The organism is Micromonospora andamanensis (genome assembly GCF_016863495.1).
Classification (GTDB): Bacteria; Actinomycetota; Actinomycetes; order Mycobacteriales; family Micromonosporaceae; genus Micromonospora; species Micromonospora andamanensis.
This window is the reverse complement of sequence record NZ_BOOZ01000014.1, coordinates 239,357-255,886: the sequence shown is the minus strand read 5'-3', so window position 1 is coordinate 255,886 and position 16,530 is coordinate 239,357. Positions and strand designations below refer to the sequence as shown.

Sequence of the window (16,530 nt, the reverse complement as noted above, 5' to 3'; positions counted from 1 at the left end):
TTAGCTCCGTTCCCGCGAGCGTGGTCATTGGGCACCTACGTAGGGAGTTGGGCTGCGTACCCTGCTCATCGCAACAAATTCGGTGGAGCGGAGCGGCCTGCCGGTTTCATTCTGTTTGTGATGGGCTGTGAAGACGACGACTGCGCGCACGAGTGGCACTATGCGCCGTACCGCACCGGGCTGGGCGCGTTGCAGCGCGGCCAGGGTGCCGCGGCGGCCTGGCTGCAGGATCAGCCGGATCACGGCCACCTGGTCTACACCTGCACCGGTCGCGACACCCGGTGGGACTGGCAGGTAGACGATCGCTACACATACCTGGCCCGGCTGTTGCACGATTTGCGCCTCGACACGGCCCCACTGGTCACGCAGCTTCGCGCCTGCGGCCCGTACCGTGCCTGGCCGCAAGCGGACCCGACCGATGATGACAACCAGTTCAACCTTGCCGTCGGCATCCTGGAGGCGCTCGCCCGCAGAGGGAACACGCAGGCAACCGAGACGCTGCGCGGGTATGTCCGCGACGGCGTCCGCTGGATCGATGCCCTGTCCACGCTGGCCTCCAGCTGGCCGGTGGAGTGGTGGGACGACCTGTGGGAGACCGCGGCAAGGCGTATCAGGTCCGAAGATGCGGCCGAGGTGCTGCCAACCTCTGAGCCGTGGCTGCGTTGGCGGGGTCGGGATCCGAGGATCGACACTGTGCTGAACACCGCTCAGCGCAGCCGGCAGGATGCGCGAGATCGCCCGGTCGATCTTTCGGCCACCAGTGATGCCGAACTGGTTGCGCTCCTGCGGGCGGCGGACACCGGCCGTGCCGTGAAGGTATCCGCACTGCACCAGATCCGTCGCAATGCACGGCCTGTAACGGAGTTGCTCGACGCGGTCGAGCAGTTGGCTGCCGAACGGCAAGCTGGCCTGTTCGGTGCGCTCCGGGTCCTCGGCCCGCAGGTCCTCTCGGCTGCACGAGGCTGGGCTGTCGACACCGAGCACCCGCTGTTTGACGCTGCCGCACATCTCCTCGCGGAGCACGGCGAGGAGCAGGACATCCCGGCGATCCGCGCCGCACTCGACCGGCTCACCGACGAGTGGTGCGGCCACGACCGGCTCACCGAGGGCCTGGCCAGGATCCTCGCCCGCTCTCCATCAGCCTCCCACGCCGACGTGCGGGCAGCCCTGATCCGCCGGTTGCGATGGTTGACCCGGGCATCGCCACACAGTTACGAGCGAGGCAGCTACCTACGCAGCCTGCTGCTCCTCGATCCCGACAAGACGACAGCCGCTCTGCCGTCGTACCTCCTCGACTGCGAGACGGATGTCCGGCTGTTGGCCGCTCAACACGCTCCCCTTGCCGACCAGACACGACGCTGGCTGCTCACGCTACGCGACGACCCTATTGAAGGGGCATCCGTGCGTCGGGCCGCAAACGCACGCCTCAACTCGAGCTGAAGGCGCAAGATCAGCTCTTGGGTCGGTGGCAGGACGGAGCCGGCTGAGATCGCTGTGACGCAGAGCGCCGGTCGCACGCGGCAAATGTGTGCACCGACCGGCGTGCGATGCTCGGTGTATGGCCGGGCCAGTAACATCAATCGATCAAGTGCCACTGCCTGACGTGCTCCCCAGCGAGTATGCGGCGGCGCTGGACGAACTCCAGCGGTTGGGTCGCACGCTTGATGTCCACCGCGCGGCCGCCACCCGAATCGGTTGGTGGTGGTATCCCGAACACCGCCAGCGTCCACCCGTGCCGGCCGACGGCGTCCACCTGCTCCTGTTCGACACCACGATCACGCTTTTCAACAGCGGCCAGGATTGGCTTGAGCTGACGCTCGACGTCGCCTGGGGTTCCCGACTCACCGTGAACGCCGCCGTGGAGGTTGGGTGTTGGTGCTCACAGGACCACAACATGCACCAGGTCCGCAGCGAAAACTGGCCGGTTACTGGAAGTCACGACCTTGTGCGGGGCTTCGCCGCTGGAATCGCGATGTTGACGATTGTTCTGGATTCCGGCTCATTCGATCCGAGCGCTTGGCGAGTCGAGGCCGGACTTGCGGATGCACCGCCACGGAGGCAGTAGCAGGCGGGGCCCGACCGCGCGTTGTCCGCGGCAGATTCGGACGTTCACAGTCCTTCGACTGCCGATGGGCCGTTCTTGGGGCGAACGAGCGCAGTCCACTGGTGGGCTCTCGCAGACGAGGGGTCAAGGCCCCCGTCTGATGGTGCGCAGAACGGCAGCCACTGCGAGTCTTCGGCGCCCGGACAGGCTAGAGGGATCCAGCGAATGAGTAAGTCCTCGAAGGAGGGAGCCATGGTCCGGCCGTGGCCTTCACCGTCGTCGTGGCTGAGATAGACGACGCGCCCGTGCGCGTCCTCGTTCAAGTCCAGCGCCAGGTAGTCACCGTTGCCGACCTCCATGAATGGCAGCTTGTGATGCCAGACCCTGTCGTAGGGGTCACTCGGATCCGGGAACACGTTGTCAACCCACCCTCGAACTGCCGTCATCAACTCGGGCAGCCCGTTGAGTGACCAACACAGGTTTCCGGAGAAGATCTCGTGGAACGGACCAGGGAAGGTGTGCTCGGGCGGCGCAAACCAGGCGAACTCAAGGCGGCTGGCGACGGTCGCCAGGCAGCGCCGCAACGACATCGGCAGCCTGCACCCCAGTTGGCCCTCTACCGCATCGACCTCGCCAGGCGAAGCCGGCGGATCGGCCACCAGCGGTCGGGTGACGAAGCCCTGCGCCGCGAGAGAACCCAGGATCTTCGAGAGCCGGCCGACTGCATCCATCGCGTTCACGAGCGAAGTGTGCCAACTGTTTCGACTCCCGGCACCGGTCCCCGGACCGGCACGCGACCTGCGGCATGTGAGTGCGTTGGTTGCTGGTGGTGGGCGTCAGACTGAAGGCATGAACGAGGTACGACCCGCGGCGACCCTGGACGCAGCGCAATGGTTGCTCCGGTCTGATGTTGATTGGTGGGATCTTGTTCGCTACGGCCCACCAGGCTTCGACGTGTACGTGCGTGTCGCCTTCGCCCAGGACCCGGCGGAAGGGGAAGATCCTGCCCTTCGCCGGGCACTCGCGACGCTCGCTACCTACACGGCCACGCCCGCCACCGCATATGCGGCGATCTGGGAAGGCTGGGGCGGGGATCCGCCTCCTGAAGCGCCACGAGTGCTGATTCCTCATCGAGCGATGTTGCTGTTCACCGGGCCTGTCGAAGTACTCAGAGATGCGCCGTACCTGGGTTGGTACGGCTCTGTGCAGGGCTATCAGGAACCGCACCTCGTGTGGCCCGAGGATCGGGCCTGGTGCCTGGCCTGCGAGGTCGACGAGGAAGTCGAGTTCACTGTGGGATGTTCCGTTGACGCGTCCCAGGCTATGGCGAGGGCCCTGCCCGGTGGTGTCCGACGGGTTCAGTACGGGGAACCGGCTCCGCTGTACCGCAACCCGGCCCAGCCATAGCGTCATCCACATCTCGGCATCACCGTGCTTTGTTCCTCACCAGGGCTGGGCGGGACGTTGGACCTTGCCGTCGTCGGTCCGGGTACTGTGACGCCCGGTCGGCAGTAGAAGCGTGCTTCCCGAGAAAGACGAGCATGCGTAGATGTGCATTGTCTCGCTGGCCGTGGATGCGACCGCAGTGCGTGACGGCGACGTGGCTCCAGGCATGAGTTTCGTCGCGGTCGACCGGCCGGAACGCCGTGGAGATCGCCGGATTGGCTGCGGGTAGGCGTCACGTAGATCAAGCCGTATCGGCCGGCGGTATCGTGGTGTCACGATGAGCCCGGTGCCGGACATGCAGAAGACGTGAGCTCTGAGGACCGGTTTCGGCGCATCTACGCTGACAACTTCGAAGCGCTTCTGGCGTACGCGTCACGTCGTGTTGAGCAGCCGGACGACGCCGCCGACGTGGTCGCGGAGACCTTTCTGGTGGCGTGGCGGCGTAGCGCCCACCTGCCCTGCGACGATGAGATCCGGCTGTGGCTGTACGGGGTGGCCCGCCGAGTGTTGGCGAACCACCACCGCAGCGTGAACCGCCGAGAGCGGTTGGGTGAGCGGCTCCGGCAGTGCCTGACAGCGGTTTACCCACCCGATCCGGGCAGTGAGGTGCCGCAGCGGCTTGCCGTGCGGGCCGCGTTGCGCCGGCTGAACGACACGGACCGGGAGATGTTGCTGCTCACCGTGTGGGAGGGCCTGCCGCCCCGGGAGGCGGCGCAGGTGGTCGGGGTGAGCCCGGCCGCGGCCCGGACCCGCCTGTCGCGAGCGCGGGCCCGGCTGCGCGAACTCGTCGGTGACGACCCTGACGCACCCGGACATGTACTCGATGTCCTGGCCGTACCCGTCCCGAAGGAGGGCAGATGACCGACGAGCAGCTCGACCGCCTGGTTCGAGACGCCGACCCCTATCGACCTGAGATCATCCAGCGCCTCGATGGGGCGGATCAGCATCTCCTGGAGGAGATCATGTCCACCCCGAAGCTCGACTCGGTGCCGGCGAGACCGCAGCGCCGTACCCTCGTCCGTCAACTCGCCGGCGCCACGGCCGCTGCGGCGGCCGTGGCCGGCATCATCATCGCCGCCTCGACGCTATGGTCCGCGCAGCCCGACGACGGGTACGCCGGACCGACCGGCCTGCCCGACGCGGGCACGGCCGCGATCAGCGGGTGGGAACTCGACCTGAAGGCTGCGCAGGAGCATCCGCGCCTGCTCATTGATGAGCCGGGCTGGAAAGCGACTAGCGTCTACGGGTTCGCCGAGGAGGAGGGCACCATCGAATTCCGCAACGGCGACCGCAGCCTGGAGATGAACTGGTACCCGGACGAGCGGTACCAGGACTACTACGACGACCGGCTGCAGGTGAGCGATCCGGTGGTGACCACCGTGGCGGGCCGGCCGGCCAGCATCTTCACATACAGCCAGAGCGACATGTCGGCCATGCTCAAGCCGCAGGACGGCACGTTCGTCGAGTTGCGCACGGGGGGCAACTGGACGCGGGCCGCTTTCGACGGGATCCTCACCCACGTGATCAAGGTGGATGCCACGTCGTTCCTGGAGGCGCTGCCACCGGAGATCGTCACGCCGGGCGACGTCCGTGCGGAAGCCGCCAAGATTCTCGCCGACATGCCGTCCCCGCCGGGCTTCGACGTGTCGGTACTGGACAACGCCGGGGCCAACGACCCGTACCAGTTCGGTGCCGCAGTGGCCGGCCGGGTCACCTGCGACTGGATCGCCGAGTGGATCCGGGCCGACTCCGCCGGCGACGAACAGGGGGTCAAGCAGGCAGCAGCCGCGTTGCGCAGCAGCCACCAGTGGAAGGTGCTGCACGACATGAACGACGAGGGGGACTACCCCGAGGTCGTCTGGGAGATCGCCGACAAGGTCGCCGACGGTGACGTCCCGAAGTGGTACAAGGACGGCCTGGGCTGCTGACCCAGTCGCCGGCCAGGAGACCGCATGGACCATGTGCAGGCCGGAAGCTCGTTACCGGAAGGTTCGGTGGCGAGCTTCTTGGCTGTCACCCCTTAACCTTCTCCCGCTGCGCCGGTCAACCGAGTTGGCGCTTCAATCCTTCTTGGCAACGGCCACGTCGACGCAGATGGCTCCCTTGTTGCCGGACCGTCCCCGTACGGTGGAGACCTTCGGCCGCCTCCACCTGGACCACCTGACCACATCGTGGCTACTCCCGCCGCGCTTAGTGATTTCCTGCTGGAATTCGTCACGCCCCGGCATTCGCCGGAAGTACCCACGCAGTCCGTGAGGATGATCGCATGAGCGCAGTATGGGCCCGGGTTCCCGGATCGAAGTCACTGACCAACCGTGCCCTCGCCATAGCGGCCATGGCCGATGGAGTGACCGAACTCGACGAACCGCTGGTGAGCGATGACACCACGGCGTTCGCCAACGCGCTGGTGGCCCTCGGCGTGCCTGTCGAACGGCAGGCCCGCCGGTGGATCGTGACCGGCATGGGAGGGGCGCCCCGATTGAGGTCCGGCGGCGTCTGGTGTGAGGACGCCGGCACGGCGGCCCGTTTCCTGCCACCGGTGGCCGCGGCCGGCGGCGGTGCCTTCGACTTCGACGGCACCGATCAACTGCGGGCCCGTCCGCTCCGTCCGCTTATCGACGCGTTGCGCGCACTGGGCGCGACGGTTGAGCCCGCCGGTGACGGCGGGGGACTGCCGTTCCGCCTCGTCTCGGACGGACTCAAGGGCGGCGAACTCACGCTGACCAGCCGCACCAGCAGCCAGTACCTCAGCGGACTGCTCATGGCTGGACCGCTGATGGCGAACCCGCTCACGGTGGTCGCGCCGGAGCTGGTCAGCCGGCCGTACATCGATATGACGATCGCCCTGATGGCCCGCTTCGGGGTCCGGGTCACCGAGTCCGGGCCGGACCGCTTCACCGTTCACCCCGGTCGGTACGTCGGCACCCGGTACTCCGTGGAGCCCGACGCCTCCACCGCCTCCTACGTCTTCGCGGCGGCCGCCGTCACCGGATCAGAGGTGTCGGTGAATGGGCTCGGCAGCGCCAGCCTCCAGGGCGACAGTCAGTTCGTCGACGTGCTGTCCCGGGCGGGCGCCGAGGTGACTGTGGAGAGCGACCGGGTGACCGTGCGGGGACCGCGGCGGCTACGCGGGGGGTTCACTGTCGACATGGGTCCGATCTCGGACACCTTCATGACCCTCGCCGCCATCGCGCCACTCGCCGACGCGCCGATCCGCATCACCGGTGTGGGCCACGCCCGGCTCAAGGAGTCCGACCGGATCGACGCGATGGCGCAGAACCTCGCCTCGTGCGGTGTGCCGGTGCGGACGGGACCGGACTGGATCGAGATCTCCCCGATGGACCCGTCTCCGGCCCTCATCCACTGCCGGCGGGACCACCGCATCGCCATGTCGTTCTCGGTGCTCGGGCTGCGGGTCCATGGTCTGGTACTCGACGATCCGGCCTGTGTGTCAAAGACCTTTCCCGGTTGCCACGCCGAGCTGGCCAGGCTGTTCGGTGGCGATCGGTGAGATGACGAGGTGGCGGCCGTGCGAACACCACGTCCTGCTGCTCGACGCCGGATCCGCGGACGACCTGTCACGGCTGGTACCTGGTCCGGCGCTCTGCTTCGTCGCCACCTCGGCGGCCGGCGCACCAGCGACGTTCGCCGGGAGGTCGTCGAGCCGGATCGGGTCAGGCGCTCTGCCGCAGGTAGGTCCGTACGCCGAGCAGCACCGACAGCACGCTTATCGACAGGGCGACCAGGACCGTCGACAGTACGGTCGCGCTGAACACCTCACCCTGGAACGCGCTGCGCATGCCGTCCACGATGTACCGGAACGGGGTGAGCCGGGAGACCAGGTCCAGCCAGCGCGGCGCGAAGGACATCGGGAGCAGCACCCCGGACAGCAGCAGCAGCGGCATCAGGCCGGTGTTGAGGGTGGGGCCCAACGTGTCCTCGCTCTTGACGGTCAGCGCGAGGGCGCAGGACAGACAGGCCAGGCCGAGGGAGAGAAGCGTGACCACGCCGAGCGCCACCAGCACACCCGGCACCGACGCGCGCAGGCCCAGCGGCAACGCCACCACGACCAGCAGCACCGCCTGCACCACCAGCAGCGCGACGTCACGCAGCACCCGGCCGAGCAGCAACGCCACCCGGCTCACCGGCGTGACCCGCAGCCGCTCGATCACCCCTCCGCGCCACTCGGCGATCACTCCGAACCCGACGAAGGCGGAGCCGAAGAGGCAGAGTTGCACGAGCACCCCCGGCACGTACGTCTGCCAGGCGCGCTCCGGTGCGACGCCGGTGATCGACAGGGTGCTCGTCATCAGCGGGCCGTAGAGCACCAGGAAGGCCACCGGCTGGGAGAGCCCGATGATGATCCACAGCGGGTTGCGCATGGAGATGCGTAGGTGGCGCTGGAACACCAGCAGGATGTCAACGAGCAGGGACATGGTCCGCCCCCTCTGTGGTCGGGATGGGGGACTGCCGGTCCTGCGGGTCGTCGCGCAGTTCGCGGCCGGTGAGGCTGAGGAAGACGTCGTCCAGACTGGCCCGCGCCAGTTGCAGGGCACGGACGCCGATGCCCGCGCCGGACAGGGCGGTGATCACATCGGTGATCCCCTGTTCGGCGTCGGCCAGGGTGACCTGGATACCGCCCGTGCTCGTCACCGTGGCCTGCCGGACGCCCGGCAGTCCGGCCAGCAGCCGCTGGCCAGCGGCCGGATCGCCGACCACCTCCACGGTCAGTACGTCTGCGGCCAACTGGCGCTTCAGGTTCGCGGGGGTGTCTTCGGCGACGATCCGCCCATGGTCGATCACGAGGATCCGGTCGCAGAGCGCATCGGCCTCGTCGAGGTAGTGGGTGGTCAGGAAGACTGTGGTGCCGTGGTCCTCGCGGAGCCGGCGGGTGTGCTCCCACAGGTTGTTGCGGCTGTGCGGGTCCAGGCCGGCGGTGGGTTCGTCGAGGAAGACGACCTGCGGATCGTGGACCAGGCCGAGCGCGATGTCCAGGCGGCGGCGCTGGCCACCGGAGAGCGAGCCGACCGGCCGCTTGTCCAGCCCGCCGAGGTCCAACTGTTCGAGTAGCTCGGCCACCCGGCGCCGGGCGGGTGCGGCCGGAATCCGGTAGAGGCGCGCCTGCAGGAACAGTTCCTCGTCCACCAGGGCGTTGGGGTCGGTACCGCCGTACTGGGCCACGTACCCGATTCGGCGGCGTACCTCGCGGGGAGCCGTGGCCAGGTCCGCGCCGGCGATCCGGGCCGTGCCACTGGTCGGGCGGAGCAGCGTGGTCAGCATCCGCAGGGTGGTGGTCTTGCCGGCGCCGTTGGGTCCGAGGAAGCCGACGATCTCGCCGGCCTCGACCCGCAGGTTGACGCCTCGGACCGCCGCGACGCTCTGCCGGCCGGACCGGAACGTGCGGGTCAACTCGTTCGCTTCGATGATGCTCATGTCCCTGCCCCGCTTCCCGCATCCGCGGCCCGGCCGTCGCCCTCGGCCAGCACCGCCAGTTCCCGCCACGCCTGCGGATCAGCCGGATCGGCGGGTGCGCCCCGGTGCAGGACGTATCGGTGTGGGGTGATCGCCGTGGGTGAGTCGACGAGCCGTCGTAGGCAGGCCAGGTGTGCCCGCGCGGGATCGGTGATCTCGGCTACGGCGGCCAGGTGGGCGACGATGGTCGCGCCCTCGGGTCCTTCGTCGGTCACGAAGGCTCGGGCCGGCCCGGGCAGGGCTGCCTGCAGTACCCGGTTGACCTCGCTGAGCTGGATCCAGCTGTGGTCGACGAAATGCCAGTCGCCGTCGCGGGGGATCGGGTCGATGCCAGCGAGGGCGCCGAGGTCGTCCAGGGCGACGTTGCCGGTGGCCGCCACGGCGAGCACCCGTTCGGTGCCGAGCAGCAGCGCCTCCATCTCCGCGTCGGGAAGGTACCGGTTGTCCCCGGTGATCAGTTCCAGGATCAGCGCCTGCTCGGTCCGGACCAGGTGGAACAGCAGCAGGTTGGTGAAGCCGGTCGGCGTCCACCAGTCGATGAAGGTCTCCGTGGTGGCTACCGTCGGCAGATCCGGCGGGGCGTTGCCGGAGATGTTGTTGAAGACGCCGTCACGGACCATCGGCATGCCGCGCTCGTGCGCGATGCGGTCGTGCGCGCGTTGCAGCGCCTCGGCGTCGAAGACACTGTTCCGGTTGGCCCGCAGCAACGCGGTCCCGGCGTGCCGCACCAGCGCGTCGTAGTCGGGCTGGTCGACGTCGAGGCTGATCAGGCCGTCCTGGGACACGGTGCCGACATAGTCACGCATCGGCACGCCGAGCCGGTTGGCGGCGGGGGAGTAGAGCACCACCTGCCGCTGGCCGGTGCGGAGGGCAAGCACGGCGGCGAGCGCGGCGAGCACCGCCATGGCCCGGCTCGCGCCGGTGCGGGCGGTGATCCGGTCCAGCGCGGCGGCTGCCCGCGACGAGTGCAGGTCCGCGCTGCGCGGCGTGGCCGTCGTCGACGGCTCGACACCTGTGGTCAGTCGGGGCAGTACGCAGCGGGGGCGCCGCCGCAGGATTCCGGACCAGTACCGCAGCGCCGCGTCCGCCTGCCGCAGGCCCTTCGGTGAACGTTCCCGATCGGCCCGGTCCAGCGGCTGGTGCGGTGGTGCGTCCCCGTCGGTCACGGTCCCGGTGAGCAGCCCGGTGAAGCGTTCGCCCAGCACCGTCATGCTCACGTAGTCGGCGGCCATGTGTGAGTAGACCGCGACCACCGCGTGCACCAGGTCGCCCTCGACCGCCACGGCGAGGCGCAGCGGCAGATCTGTGGAGAGGTCGAATGGGCGCGCACGCAGCTCGGCGATCAGCTCCCGGGACAGCGTCGTGCCGTCGGGCCGGGCCGGTCGTTGGTGTATCTCGATCGGCAGGTCGACGGTACGGGCCACGCGCTGCACCGGACCGTCCGGCCCGTCGTGGTAGGTGGTGCGCAGCGACTCGTACCGGCGGACCAGCGTGCTGAGGGCGGCGCAGGCGCGCTCGAGCGTGGTCCCCGCCGGCACCTTGAAGATCCACTGCACCAGGCCGAGGAAGTGGTCGTCGGTGAGCGCAGAGATCCATTGCAGCGCGTTTGCCTGACCGAGGGTCAGTGGGCCCTGCGCCTCGCGGTCGCCGTCGACGCGCAGGCGGATGGTACGGACGGTCTCGCTCGGGGCGGTCATCGGTGGTCCTCCGTGGATGCGCGGCCGGCACCGCGGGCCAGCACTGGCCGGGAACGCCAGGCCGCCAGGTCGGTGACGTCGGTCGGAGCCGAGTCGTGCAGGACGTAGTGGTGCGGGGCGGCCACGGCGTACCGGCCACCGAGGTGGGCCATGCACGCCGTGTGCGCCTGGCGCGGGGTCCGGACGCTGTCGGTGGCGAGCAGGTGCGCGGTCAGCCGGTGGCCGTCACCGTCTGGTTCGGCCGTCGCGTACGCCGGGGTGCCGAGCGCCTCGCGCAGCAGGGTCTGAACCTCACTGAGCTGCACCCAGCTGACCCCCACCCGCACCCAGTCGCTGTCGCGGGGCACCGGGGTCAGTCCGCTGAGGTCAGGCACGTCCGCCAGGCGCAGCGGCCCGGCACCGGCGGCGACGAGGACGGCTTCCATTCCCCGCAGCAGTCCGGCGATCTCGGGCTGGGGCACGTGGCGGCTGTCACCGGTACTCAGGCCGACCACCAGAGCCGGCTGGGCGGCGATCAGCTGGAGCACCAGGCGGTTGGGAAAGGGTGGCGCCGGCATCCAGGTGAGAGTGCTGTGCTCGGCGGCCCCCGCCGTGGGCGACCAGCGCAGATCGGGGGGATCCAACGGGGGCAACTGGACATTTGTCGTCTCGCCGGTACCCGAGGGCAGGTGGGCGCTGATGTTGTTGAAGACGCAGTCGCGGCTGAAGTCCATGCCCTGCTCGTCGTTGATCTTGACGGCATGGGTGACCAGTTCGGTCACGTCGAAGATGCTGCTGCGGTTGGCTCGCAGCATGGCCGCACTGGTGCGTCGTACCAGGTCATCGAAGGTCGGTCCGGTCACGTCGACCACCACGAGGCCGTCCTGGGCCAGTGTGCCGACGTAGTCGCGCAGCCGGGAGGTGAACCGGTTGCTCGACAATGAGGCGAACACGCAGCGGGACTGGCCGACTCGCACCGACACCACGGCGGAGAACGCGGCCAGCACGGCGGCCGCCGGACCGGCCTGTGTCCGGGCGGCGATCCGGTCGAGGGCGGCGGTGGCGGACGAGGAGCGCAGGGCGGCGCTGGTCGGGCCGTCGCCGTGGCCGACCGGCGGCAACGCCATCAGGCACTGGGGTATCTGGCGCAGGTGTTGGGTCCAGTACCGCAGGGCCGCAGCGGTTCGTCGCCGCCCGCGCGGCGAGGCCTCCTCCACCGCCTGGTCGAGCGGCTGGTGCCGAGCGGCCCCGACAGCCCGGCTGCCGGCGGCGCCGATCAGCTCGGCGAACTCCCGACCAAGAATGGCCATACTTCCATAGTCGACCGCCATGTGTGAATAGACGGTAACCGCTGCCAGTGCTTTATCCTCAACCGTTGCGATGGCCAGGCGTACCGGTAATTCCTTGACCAAGTCGAACGGTTTCTGGCGGAGCTGGTCGATCATCCGCCGGGATGTCAGTTCCGTGTCGGCGGATGCGTCTACCTGGTGAATTTCGGCCGCGAGGACCCCGCTACGCAGGATCCGTTGACGCATCTCCCCGTCGTGCTCGTGAAAGGTGGTACGCAACGACTCGTGCCGGCCGAGCAGGATCGCGAAGGCCTCCACCACGTCCGCGACGGGGGTGTCGGCCGGCAGTGGCAGCTTCCATTGCAGAGTAGCCATCGGATTGGACACGTCTGTTCGCATCCACTGCCAGGTGTTGGTCTGGCCGCAGGTGAGGGGTCCTTCGCCAGCCCGGAGGCCCTCGAATGCGATCTTCATCCGGTCGGCCAGCATGGGACTGGACATCGGGTCTCCCGTTCGTCGGCGATCGGCGTGGCTGTCGCCCACCCTCGCCCGCGCGGCTCCGTCGTAGGTAGTCGGGAAAACCCCATTGTTGGCCGGGCGCGGGGCGCGAACGCGGTCCGTACGTCCCGTTCGGTACGAATTGCCAGGGGTTTGGCGATGAATGGTCGGCAAAGCGAGTGAATTGTCTGCTCTGGATTACAATCGGCAACGTCTCTTTTATCCGGTCTTCTTGGGTCCCCGGGATACTGGGGATTCCCCCATTGCTCGCCCGGTTACCGGCTCCTAACGTAGTGGCGTCTGACGATCAATAAATGACCGGAGGATTGCCCTATGACCACGCTGGCACCGAACCGGTCCGATGTCGTGCTGCGCCGGATGGAGGCGTACGCACCGGAGCGCTCGGTCACCGTGGAGGAGATCGCGGCAGGGCTGGGCCTGAACCGCTACCAGACCCGGCTGTTCCGCCGCATCCGCGGGCTGGACCGGTTGCGCATCGACCCCGAACTCGGGCTCTTCGACCTGGTCTGCCCGCCGGCCAAGGCCCTGCTGTCCACAGTCGAGGAGCGCGACCGCATCAGTTACCTGATCTTCGCGCACACCGCGCAGGACCTCACCCCGACCACCCTGGTCGCGGCCGACACGCTGCGTGAGCGCCTCGGCCTCACCAACGCCGAAGCGTTCGCGGTGACCCAACACGCCTGCGCCAGCGGCCTGCTCGCCGTCGAGATCGCCGGCGAGCTGTTGCGCGCCGACGGGGATCCCACCGCCCTCGCGCTGGTGCTCACCGGCGAACAGCCGTTCACCAGGGCGATCCAGGTGCTCTGGAACACCTCGATCATCGGCGAGGCGTCCTCCGCCTGCCTGATCGGACTCGGCGGTGCGGGCACCCGGGTGCTGTCGTATGCCTCCCGCACGGTGGGCGAGTTCTTCGACGGGTACCAACTCGCCGGGGAGGCACTGCACCGCTTCGGCAGCACCTACCACACCCACCTGGCCGAGGTGATCCGGGAGGCGCTTGACGACGCCGGGCTGGACCTGGCCGACATCACCATGGTCATCCCGCACAACGTCAACATCTCCTCCTGGATCACCATCTGCGCCACCCTGGGGCTGGACCGGGACCGGGTCTTCCTGGACAACGTCGGCGAGTACTCGCACTGCTCCTGCGCGGACCCCTTCCTCAACCTCGCGACGCTCGCCGACCGTGGCGCGCTTGTCGCGGGAGGCCGTTACCTGGTCACCGCCGTCGGCCTGGGCGCCACCTATTCCGCCATGGTCGTCGAGTGCTGAGGGAGCCGAACATGTCCACCGGATACCTACGCAAGCTGAAGCGCGCCCTGACGGGTTCTGCCGATACACCGCTGGTACTGCTGTGCAACTTCGAGGCCGAGGCCCAATGGGCCCGCGACCACGTGGGACTGCCCGTACCATCGGGTGCCACCCGCCCGGTGGTCGCCGCGATGGAGGAGCTGGGCGTGCTGCTCGCCGGCGCGGGCGACGCGATTCTGCTCAGCCGCCCACTCGACCCGGACTACCGGGACTACCTGACGCGGCAGGGCCTGGCGTTGCCCACCATGCTGGTGCCCGAGAACTGCCGGCCCGAGCGCTCCACCACCGCGAACGCGCTGGACTCACCGGTCCTGCTCGATCGGCTGCGCCAGCTCGGTGCGGCAGGTGCCCACCTGCTGCCGATGGGTACCACCGCCGACGAGGAGGAGTTGGCCCGGCGCAGCGGCCTCACACTGGCCACCCCGGCCGCGGCGGTGGTAGAGCGGGTCAACAGCAAGATCTACGGTCGGCGGCTGGCCGAGGCGGCCGGCCTGCGACCGGTACCCGGAGTCTGCTGCGAGACCCGGCAGGAACTGGCCGAGGTGCTGACCCACCACCGGCGCCGGCTGGAGTCGGGCGAACCACTCGTCGTCAAGGACGCCTACGGCGTCTCCGGCAAGGGTCTGCTGGTGCTGGAGAACCCCGGGCGGGCGGCGCAGTTGCTGCGCATGGTGGACCGTCGGGCCGCGCGCACCGGCGACGACCGGATACACGTGGTGGTCGAGGAATGGCTGCCCAAGCGGTGTGACCTCAACTACCAGATCACCATCGCGCGGGACGGGCGGGCCGAACTCGACTTCGTCAAGCAGGCGCTGACCGCGCAGGGTGTGCACCAGGGCCATCTCATGCCGGCGGAGCTGAGCGATGGGCAGTACCGGCAGATCGAGTACGCCGCCGGTGCGGTCGCGGACCGCCTGTACGCCGACGGCTACCACGGCGTGGTGGGTGTCGACGCCATCGTCGGCGCCGACGAGACGGTCTACCCGGTGCTGGAGATCAATGCCCGGCTGAACATGTCGACGTACCAGGGCGGGGTCACCGAGCTGTGCCAGCCGCCCGGGACCGTCGCGCTGGCCCGGCACTATCCCCTGCGGCTCGCCGCGTCCCTGGAGTTCGACGCCGTACGTCGGGCACTGGCCACGGTGGCCACCGCGCGGGACACAGAGCGGGTGCTGGTCACCTGCTTCGCCACAGTCACCGCCAACGCGCTGCTGCCCGTCGGCGCCGGTGGCCCACCGGAGCCGTTCGACGGCCGGCTGTACGCCCTGCTGGTCGCCGCTGACCGGGACCGGCTCGATGACCTTGACCGCGCGGTCCGGGCCGCCGTCACCACCTTGTCCGTTGCGGAGGAGAGCCATGCCTGAAGCGGCCGTCGAAGGCCACACCGTCCAGGGCCTGCCCGTCGCCGAGCTGGCCGAGCGGTACGGCACGCCGCTGTACCTCTACGACGGTCAGGTCATCCGCGAGACGTACCGACAGCTGCGGGATCTGCTCGACCCGTCGGTCGAGATCTACTACTCGCTGAAGGCCAACCCCAACATCAGCGTTTGTGCGTTGCTGCACTCCCTGGGCGCCGGCGCCGAGGTGTCGTCCCTGGCCGAACTGGTGACAGCCCGCCGGGCCGGGGTGCCGGCGCGGGACATCATCTTCCTCGGCCCCGGCAAGTCGGCGGCGGAGTTGGCCGCCTGTATCGAGCAGCGCATCGGCGCGATCGTGTGCGAGTCGCTCGAGGAGGTCAGCACCATCGACGCGATGGCGGCGGCGCAGCCCGACGCCCCCGGAGAGCCGGTGCGGGTCATGTTGCGGGTCAACCCGTCGTTCGCCACCAAGGGCTCCCGGCTGGCCATGGGAGGCAAGCCCCGGCAGTTCGGCATCGACCAGGAACGTGTCGCCGAGGCCGGCTCGACCCTGCGCGCGCTGCGCCACGTACGGGTGATCGGTCTGCACGCCTACATGGGTACCCGCATCCTCGACGCCGCTGACATCGCGCACAACACCAGCAGCGTGCTCACTGCGGCGGCGGAGCTCGCCACCGCGCTGGACCTGCCGCTGGACGTCGTCGACGTCGGTGGCGGTTTCGGCGTCCCCTACTTCGACAACGAGTCCCCTCTCGACATCGAGGCGGTGGCCGAGGGTGTCAACTGCGCCGTGGCGCGATTCCGCGACGAACACCCCGACACCCGGGTCATCACCGAACTGGGCCGCTATCTGGTCGGCTGGGCGGGGACCTACGTGGTCCGGGCACGCTACGTCAAGGCGTCGCGCGGCGAGTGGTTCGTCGTCGCCGACGGCGGCACCAACCACCACATGGCGGCGGTGGGCATCGGCAGCTTCGTCAAGCGGAACTTCCCCATCCGGTCGCTGAGCCGTCCCGCCGACCCGCCGGCGCGCGACTACACAGTCACCGGTCCGCTCTGCACCCCCAACGACGTCATCGGCAAGAAGGTGCCGCTGCCCGAGGTCCGCCCGGGCGACCTGATCGGTGTCGAGCGCTCCGGCGCCTACGGGCCGAGCGCGTCTCCGGTGCTCTTTCTCAGCCACGGTCACCCGTCGGAGGTGCTCGTCCTCGACGGCGTGGCGCACCTGGTCCGCCGCGCGGACACCGTCGAGGACCTGCTCCGGCCGCAGCACCTCGTCGTGCCGGCCGCACCCGTCGCGAGCGCGTCGCCGCCGGGCCCACCGTCAGCCGCTGCCCCACCGGAGCCGTCGTCCGCGCCGGTGCCCGCCGGACGGGCAGCGACCTGAGCCCCGTCCCACAGTCGTCGGGGTGACC

14 protein-coding genes are annotated in these 16,530 nt (G+C 69.1%); 9 read left to right on the top strand and 5 right to left on the bottom strand.

Annotated elements, in window-relative coordinates; genetic code table 11:
• The first annotated feature begins 120 nt into the window (after positions 1 to 120).
• Both Van01_RS14935 and Van01_RS14930 read left to right on the top strand, forming a co-directional pair.
• Positions 121 to 1,440, top strand: coding sequence for a hypothetical protein (locus tag Van01_RS14935; protein WP_204007186.1), 1,320 nt, complete (start codon positions 121 to 123; stop codon positions 1,438 to 1,440).
• Positions 1,441 to 1,603: 163 nt separating this feature from the next.
• Complete coding sequence (locus Van01_RS14930) at positions 1,604 to 2,065, top strand: hypothetical protein (RefSeq protein ID WP_204007184.1); 462 nt, start codon at positions 1,604 to 1,606, stop codon at positions 2,063 to 2,065.
• A gap of 44 nt (positions 2,066 to 2,109) precedes the next feature.
• On the opposite strand, the gene Van01_RS14925 is transcribed toward Van01_RS14930, so the two are convergent.
• Complete coding sequence (locus Van01_RS14925) at positions 2,110 to 2,775, bottom strand: SMI1/KNR4 family protein (protein WP_239099088.1); 666 nt, start codon at positions 2,773 to 2,775, stop codon at positions 2,110 to 2,112.
• 118 nt (positions 2,776 to 2,893) lie between these two features.
• Here Van01_RS14925 and Van01_RS14920 point away from each other — a divergent pair, with 118 nt between their 5' ends.
• From Van01_RS14920 to aroA, 4 genes are all read left to right on the top strand, one after another.
• A complete protein-coding gene (locus Van01_RS14920) occupies positions 2,894 to 3,451 on the top strand; it encodes a hypothetical protein (protein ID WP_204007180.1) in 558 nt (185 codons plus the stop codon).
• A 345-nt stretch (positions 3,452 to 3,796) separates the two neighbouring features.
• Positions 3,797 to 4,351: an RNA polymerase sigma factor gene (locus Van01_RS14915; protein WP_204007178.1), complete on the top strand. Its 555-nt coding sequence runs from the start codon at positions 3,797 to 3,799 to the stop codon at positions 4,349 to 4,351.
• Positions 4,348 to 5,418, top strand: a complete 1,071-nt coding sequence (locus Van01_RS14910; RefSeq protein ID WP_204007176.1) for a hypothetical protein — start codon at positions 4,348 to 4,350, stop codon at positions 5,416 to 5,418. Before Van01_RS14915 ends, Van01_RS14910 begins: the two co-directional genes overlap by 4 nt.
• Before the next feature lie 338 nt (positions 5,419 to 5,756).
• Entirely contained in the window at positions 5,757 to 7,001 is a 1,245-nt protein-coding gene (aroA, locus tag Van01_RS14905; protein ID WP_204007174.1) for a 3-phosphoshikimate 1-carboxyvinyltransferase, read from the top strand.
• A gap of 163 nt (positions 7,002 to 7,164) precedes the next feature.
• Here the strand turns inward: aroA and Van01_RS14900 are convergent, their stop codons facing one another.
• Genes Van01_RS14900 through Van01_RS14885 form a run of 4 tightly spaced genes read right to left on the bottom strand, consistent with a single transcriptional unit; the run spans position 7,165 to position 12,428 of the window.
• Positions 7,165 to 7,926 carry an ABC transporter permease gene (locus Van01_RS14900; protein ID WP_204007172.1) on the bottom strand — a complete coding sequence of 254 codons (762 nt, stop codon included), beginning with the start codon at positions 7,924 to 7,926 and terminating at the stop codon, positions 7,165 to 7,167.
• Positions 7,910 to 8,917 carry an ATP-binding cassette domain-containing protein gene (locus Van01_RS14895; RefSeq protein ID WP_204007244.1) on the bottom strand — a complete coding sequence of 336 codons (1,008 nt, stop codon included), beginning with the start codon at positions 8,915 to 8,917 and terminating at the stop codon, positions 7,910 to 7,912. The genes Van01_RS14900 and Van01_RS14895 overlap by 17 nt, the downstream gene beginning before the upstream one ends.
• Before the next feature lie 2 nt (positions 8,918 to 8,919).
• Entirely contained in the window at positions 8,920 to 10,659 is a 1,740-nt protein-coding gene (locus Van01_RS14890; RefSeq protein WP_204007170.1) for a condensation domain-containing protein, read from the bottom strand.
• Positions 10,656 to 12,428 (bottom strand): condensation domain-containing protein, encoded by a 1,773-nt coding sequence (locus Van01_RS14885; RefSeq protein WP_204007168.1) that lies wholly within the window; start codon positions 12,426 to 12,428, stop codon positions 10,656 to 10,658. The genes Van01_RS14890 and Van01_RS14885 overlap by 4 nt, the downstream gene beginning before the upstream one ends.
• Positions 12,429 to 12,758: 330 nt before the next feature.
• Between Van01_RS14885 and Van01_RS14880 the strand changes: the two genes are divergently transcribed.
• The 3 genes from Van01_RS14880 to Van01_RS14870 are packed head-to-tail and all read left to right on the top strand — an operon-like array spanning position 12,759 to position 16,502.
• Entirely contained in the window at positions 12,759 to 13,718 is a 960-nt protein-coding gene (locus tag Van01_RS14880) for a 3-oxoacyl-[acyl-carrier-protein] synthase III C-terminal domain-containing protein (protein ID WP_204007167.1), read from the top strand.
• 11 nt (positions 13,719 to 13,729) lie between these two features.
• The gene (locus Van01_RS14875; RefSeq protein WP_204007165.1) at positions 13,730 to 15,121 is read left to right on the top strand and encodes a preATP grasp domain-containing protein; all 1,392 of its coding nucleotides are present in this window, start codon (positions 13,730 to 13,732) and stop codon (positions 15,119 to 15,121) included.
• Entirely contained in the window at positions 15,114 to 16,502 is a 1,389-nt protein-coding gene (locus Van01_RS14870) for an alanine racemase (RefSeq protein WP_204007163.1), read from the top strand. The genes Van01_RS14875 and Van01_RS14870 overlap by 8 nt, the downstream gene beginning before the upstream one ends.
• Positions 16,503 to 16,530 lie beyond the last annotated feature (28 nt).

What these genes read in the sequence shown, in the direction of transcription:
- Van01_RS14875 (WP_204007165.1), top strand. Translation starts at nt 13,730, where the DNA reads ATGTCCACCGGATACCTACGCAAGCTGAAGCGCGCCCTGACGGGTTCT.
- Van01_RS14880 (WP_204007167.1), top strand. Translation starts at nt 12,759, where the DNA reads ATGACCACGCTGGCACCGAACCGGTCCGATGTCGTGCTGCGCCGGATG.
- Van01_RS14885 (WP_204007168.1), bottom strand. Translation starts at nt 12,428, where the DNA reads ATGTCCAGTCCCATGCTGGCCGACCGGATGAAGATCGCATTCGAGGGC.
- Van01_RS14900 (WP_204007172.1), bottom strand. Translation starts at nt 7,926, where the DNA reads ATGTCCCTGCTCGTTGACATCCTGCTGGTGTTCCAGCGCCACCTACGC.
- Van01_RS14935 (WP_204007186.1), top strand. Translation starts at nt 121, where the DNA reads ATGGGCTGTGAAGACGACGACTGCGCGCACGAGTGGCACTATGCGCCG.
- Van01_RS14910 (WP_204007176.1), top strand. Translation starts at nt 4,348, where the DNA reads ATGACCGACGAGCAGCTCGACCGCCTGGTTCGAGACGCCGACCCCTAT.
- Van01_RS14890 (WP_204007170.1), bottom strand. Translation starts at nt 10,659, where the DNA reads ATGACCGCCCCGAGCGAGACCGTCCGTACCATCCGCCTGCGCGTCGAC.
- aroA (WP_204007174.1), top strand. Translation starts at nt 5,757, where the DNA reads ATGAGCGCAGTATGGGCCCGGGTTCCCGGATCGAAGTCACTGACCAAC.
- Van01_RS14870 (WP_204007163.1), top strand. Translation starts at nt 15,114, where the DNA reads ATGCCTGAAGCGGCCGTCGAAGGCCACACCGTCCAGGGCCTGCCCGTC.
- Van01_RS14920 (WP_204007180.1), top strand. Translation starts at nt 2,894, where the DNA reads ATGAACGAGGTACGACCCGCGGCGACCCTGGACGCAGCGCAATGGTTG.
- Van01_RS14925 (WP_239099088.1), bottom strand. Translation starts at nt 2,775, where the DNA reads ATGGATGCAGTCGGCCGGCTCTCGAAGATCCTGGGTTCTCTCGCGGCG.